This is a genomic window from Burkholderia sp. Ac-20349 (assembly GCF_017104865.1).
GTDB lineage: Bacteria > Pseudomonadota > Gammaproteobacteria > Burkholderiales > Burkholderiaceae > Burkholderia > Burkholderia aenigmatica.
This window is the reverse complement of sequence record NZ_JAAGPM010000262.1, coordinates 1-5103: the sequence shown is the minus strand read 5'-3', so window position 1 is coordinate 5103 and position 5103 is coordinate 1. Positions and strand designations below refer to the sequence as shown.

Sequence of the window (5103 nt, the reverse complement as noted above, 5' to 3'; positions counted from 1 at the left end):
CGCCGCACGGCGTTCGCCGCTCGAATCGGCGAGCGGGGCACGCAGGCGGACGGAAAAGGCGACTCGTGCTGCCGCAGCCGCGGCGTCGACACGCGTGGCGTGCCGCGCCCGGCAGGGCGGGAGTCGAGGCCGGCGGTGTTGCGCGCTCGCGCCCGGAGGCGGCTCGCGCACGGATTCCGCCGGCGAAGCCGCAATTTTACCAGCGCCGCGATGTCGCCAATCTGGCCCTTTCGGCGCTAAAACACGGCGATCTTCCGCCAAATCAGTTCGGCCCCGATACTCAAGTTTCGTGTGACGAATGCCGTAAACGAGTTGGAAGGCAATTCCACCCCAGTCACGATTCGCTTACCGACACACGGACCGACACCATGCAGATCGATTTCTCCACGACCACGCGCGTCCCGCTGGCGGACGGCAGCACGAGCGCGAACGCTTCGTCGGGCGCCGCAGCGACGACGTCGGCCGCGCCCGCCGCGGCGTCTTCCACCGATGGCGCAACGAGTACGACGGGCACCACCGGCGCACCGGGTTCGACCGGCGCCACCGGCGAAAAACTCGGCGCTTCGGGCGCGTCGTCGGAAGACCCGGCGGTTGCCCAACTGAAAGCGTTGATCGAGCGGCTGCAGAAGCAGTTGGCCACGATCGAGCGCCAGATGGCGAGCGCAGCGCAGCGCGCGAAGGACGATCCGGCCGCGGCGATCGAACAGCAGTCGCTGAGCGCGGAAGCCGGCGCGATCTCGGGGGCGCTTTCGACTGCGATTTCGCAGCTCGCGCAGGTGATCGAGAAATCGGGCGCCTCGTCGGCGGGCGGGCTGGTGTCGACGCACGCCTGACCGGTTGCGGCCGCGTCGGCCGCACGCATTACAATCGCAAGCGCGTCTCCCTCGACAGGACGGCAGAACGATGAATGCGGAATTCGACGACGACCTCGTCCGCTTCGACACGCACGGCGGCACGCCGCTGCCCGCGGCCGACGAGCACGGATGGCTGGAACACGACGGCGCGCGCATCTGGCACGCGTCGTTCGGCCACGGCCCGCCGGTCGTGCTGCTGCACGGCGGCCTCGGTCACAGCGGCAACTGGGGCAACCAGGTGCCGGCGCTGCTCGCGGCCGGCTACCGCGCGATCGTGATCGACAGCCGCGGCCACGGCCGCAGCACGCGCGACGACCAACCCTATTCCTACGAACGCATGGCGTCGGACGTGCTCGCGGTCCTCGACGCGCTGCACGTCGACCGTGCGCGCTTCGTCGGCTGGAGCGACGGCGCATGCATTGCGCTCGTGCTGGCCGATCGCGCGCCGGAACGTGCGGCCGGCGTGTTCTTCTTCGCGTGCAACATGGATCCGGGCGGCACGAAGGAGATGGTGCCGAGCCCGCTGCTCGACCGCTGCTTCGCGCGGCATCGCAAGGACTACGCAGCACTGTCCGCGACGCCAGACCAGTTCGATGCCTTCGTCGCGGCGGTCAGCGAAATGATGCGCACGCAACCGGATTACAGCGCGCAGGATCTCGCGGCGATCGCCGTGCCGGTCACGATCGTGCTGGGCGAGCACGACGAATTCATCCGGCCCGAGCATGCGGCGTACCTGGCGCGCACGATTCCGGGCGCGACGCTGACGATGCTGCCCGGTGTGAGCCATTTCGCGCCGCTGCAACGACCCGAGCGGTTCAACGCGGCGCTGCTGGCGTTCCTCGACCGGTTGCCGGACTGACGCGCTCAAGTCGCCGTGTTGCCGGCGCCGGGGCTCCCGTGCGCCGCGACCGGCCGCTACCGTACCGCGCGTAGCGCAACGTCCCGCGCGTGTCGCTCCCGTGGCGGCCCGCGTGGCAGCGCGTGTATCGACGTTCCGGTGTTCGCGGCAAACCGTCGAGCGCGCCGCGTTCACGGTAGCGTCTTTCGGCGCTTCGCCTGTCGCATAAGTTTTTCTTTCGGCTCGCGCAACATATCGTCGATTGTTGGCGGCGGGCCGGCAGTGGATAGTCCTGTTTCGACAGGCCGGCCGCTGCGATTTCCGCATGGCGCGACCGGATCCGTTGTCCACGCAACCATCAGAAATCAAAGGAACCGCAACCATGCGATTCAACGCGACACGCTTCGCCGTGACCCTGTTCGTCGCCGCGTGCGTCACCGCCACGGCCGGCCACGCAGCCGCCGCCACCCAGGACGACCTCCACGACACCGTGACCCGCCACATCGCGCCGCTGATGAAGCAGTACGCGATTCCGGGCATGGCGATCGGCATCGTCGCCGACGGCAAGCCCTACGTGTTCGACTACGGCGTGATGTCGACGCAAACCGGCAAGCCCGTCACCGGCGACACGCTGTTCGAGATCGGCTCCGTCAGCAAGACGTTGACCGCGACGCTGGCGGCCGACGCGCAGGAGGGCGGCGAACTGTCGCTTGCCGACCCGGCGGGCAAGTACCTGCCGGCGGTGCAGGGCAAGCCGTTCGGCGTCGTGACGCTGCGCGATCTCGGCACGCACACATCCGGCGGCATGCCGGTGCAGGTGCCGGACAGCATCCGCGACGACGCGGGCCTGATCCGCTATCTCGACGCGTGGCGGCCCGCGCACGCGCCGGGCACGTACCGCACGTATTCGAACGTGTCGGTCGGCATGCTCGGGTGGCTCACCGCGAAGGCGATGCACAAGGATTTCGCGGTGCTGATGGAGCAGCGGCTCTTTCCCGCGCTCGGGATGACGCACACGTACATCAACGTGCCCGACGCGCGCCAGGACGACTATGCGCAGGGCTATACGCAGGACGGCAAGCCGATCCGGATGACGGGCGGCATGCTGTGGCAGCCGGCCTACGGCGTGCGCACCACGGCGGCCGACCTGCTGCGCTTCGTGCAGGCGAACATGGGGCTGATCGAAACCGCGCCGCGCCTGCAGCGCGCGCTCGAACGCACGCACACCGGCTATTTCCGCGCGGGGCCGCTGACGCAGGACCTGATCTGGGAACAGTATCCGTATCCGGTCGCGCTGCCGACGCTGCTCGAAGGCAACTCGATGAAGATGCTGCGCGGCGGGTTACCGGCCACCGCGATCAAGCCGCCGCTCGCGCCGAGCGCGGATACGTGGATCAACAAGACGGGCTCGACCAACGGTTTCAGTACCTATGTCGCGTTCGTCCCGTCGAAACGGATCGCGATCGTGATGCTCGCGAACCGCAGCTATCCGAACGAGGATCGCGTGAAGGCCGCGTACGGGATTCTCGGGGCGCTCGACGGCCGGCGGTAACGTTTCCGCCGGAGAGCCGGCCGTTTCACGCGGCCGGCTCTCCCCAAAAAAACTGATACCTGTATCGGCACGCTTCTGCAAAACGAAATACGTGCATCGCATCCCCTGATCAGAATCCGGGCAGATCTCCGGGCGTGTCCGGATAGTCCAGTCAGGGGGAAACATGCGGAAGACCACTCTCGCGCGGCTGCTGTGCGGGCTGACCTTGGTCGGCGCGCTCGGTGCGTGCGGCGGCAATATGGATGGCACGGGCGGTGCAGCCGGTGCGTCGGCGAACGCGGCCGGCGGGTCCGGCGGCACCGATAACGGCAAGGGCAACGGCGGCAACCCGCCGGGCCAGCAGGTCGCGAACCGCGCGCTCGTGATCGAGCTCGACGGCGTTACTTATGCGGCACTGCAGGCCGGTATCGCGGGCGGCACGCTGCCGAACCTCGCGAAGCTGCACATCGCGCCCGCCTACAGCGGCGGCGTCAACGGCCTGCTGTCGCAGCAGCCGAACCTCGACACGCCGAGCTGGGCCACGCTGCTCACCGGCGCGTGGGGCAACCGTCACCAGGTGCTGTCCGACGCACCGAACCAGGCGCTGCAGGCGCCTACCACCTTCGATACGCTGAAGACCGCGAACGCGGGCCTGCTCGGCGCGGCCGTCGGGTCGCCGGCGCTGGCGTCGCTGCTGACCGCCGGGCGCAACGCGGGCAGTCTCGACACGCTCGCGAACTGCGCGGCGGTCGACAGCTGCGTCACGCAGCAAGGCGCCACGATGATCCAGCAGGGCTACTCGCTCGTCGTCGCGCAGTACCACTCGGCGCAGGATGCGGCGCTGAACTACGGCCTTGGTGCATCGGCGTATACGAACACGCTGCAGCAGTTCGACGCGGCCGTCGGCGCGCTCGTCGCCGAAACCGCGAAGCGCAACAAGGAGAACTGGCTGGTCGTCGTCACCGGCGGCCACGGCCTGAACGCGGCCGGCGGCAGCGACGGCCTGCCGTTGCTGTCCGAATCGACGACCTTCATCGCGATGAACCAGGCCGACAACGGGCGGCTGGGCAGCGCCGCGCAGCCGGCGTCGCTGGCCGACCTGCATACGCGTGCCAGCATCGCCGATGTCGCGCCGACCGTGCTCGCGCAGTTCGGCGCGCTGCCCGCGCCGTCCGCGTATGAAATGGACGGCGGCGAACTGATCGGCACGCAACCGGTGTCGCAGCTCGCCGGCGCGGCGAGCACCGACGGCCACAGCGTCGTGCTGACGTGGGCGGCGCCCGCGAGCGGCGCGATCGCGGTATACCGCGCGGGCCAGCAGATCGCGACGCTGCCGGCCGGCACGACGACCTATACCGACAGCAATCTCGGCCTGACCGCGGCCGGGACCTACAGCTTCGACTACGTGGTGACCGCGGGCGGTGCGCCGCTCGGCAGCATCGCGCGGATCGCGTACGTGCCGCCGCCGCCCCCGCCGCCGCCGCTGGCGACGACGCTGAAGAACGGCCTCGCGTCGTACTACCCGTTCGGCGCGCTGCCGGCCGTCGATGCGCTGAACGCGAGCACGATGGGCCCGTTCTCGGCCGCCGCGAACGGCGGCTCGCCGACCGCCGATCCGTTCGGCGGGCAGGCGCTGCAGGTGACGACGCAGACCGTCGACACGAATGGCTACGACGGCTACAAGCTCGTGCAGAACGCCGATATCGCGACGCAGGCGCAGTTCACGATCGGCATGTGGCTGAAGACGCCGTGTACCGACGTGGTCGGCTTCGGCACGCCGGTGTTCGCGAACAAGAACTGGCAGAGCGGCAAGAACGCGGGCATCGCGATCGGGCTGTTCCCGCAGGCATCGGGCGCGCCGTCGGGCACCTGCAACCTCC

At 69.3% G+C, this 5103-nt stretch carries 4 protein-coding genes; all 4 read left to right on the top strand.

The features are described 5' to 3' along the window. The first annotated feature begins 368 nt into the window (after nucleotides 1-368). Complete coding sequence (locus G3N61_RS37970) at nucleotides 369-833, top strand: hypothetical protein (RefSeq protein ID WP_089454508.1); 465 nt, start codon at nucleotides 369-371, stop codon at nucleotides 831-833. Nucleotides 834-903: 70 nt separating this feature from the next. Further along, the gene (locus tag G3N61_RS37965) at nucleotides 904-1713 is read left to right on the top strand and encodes an alpha/beta hydrolase (RefSeq protein ID WP_205824992.1); all 810 of its coding nucleotides are present in this window, start codon (nucleotides 904-906) and stop codon (nucleotides 1711-1713) included. A gap of 361 nt (nucleotides 1714-2074) precedes the next feature. Further along, complete coding sequence (gene ampC / locus G3N61_RS37960) at nucleotides 2075-3244, top strand: class C beta-lactamase (RefSeq protein ID WP_205824990.1); 1170 nt, start codon at nucleotides 2075-2077, stop codon at nucleotides 3242-3244. Between the two features lie 163 nt (nucleotides 3245-3407). Beyond that, on the top strand, nucleotides 3408-5103 hold a 1696-nt coding region (locus G3N61_RS37955; protein WP_205824988.1), incomplete at its 3' end, for a hypothetical protein.

Coding starts and splice junctions, on each gene's coding strand:
- G3N61_RS37970 (WP_089454508.1), top strand. CDS start 369: ATGCAGATCGATTTCTCCACGACCACGCGCGTCCCGCTGGCGGACGGC.
- G3N61_RS37965 (WP_205824992.1), top strand. CDS start 904: ATGAATGCGGAATTCGACGACGACCTCGTCCGCTTCGACACGCACGGC.
- ampC (WP_205824990.1), top strand. CDS start 2,075: ATGCGATTCAACGCGACACGCTTCGCCGTGACCCTGTTCGTCGCCGCG.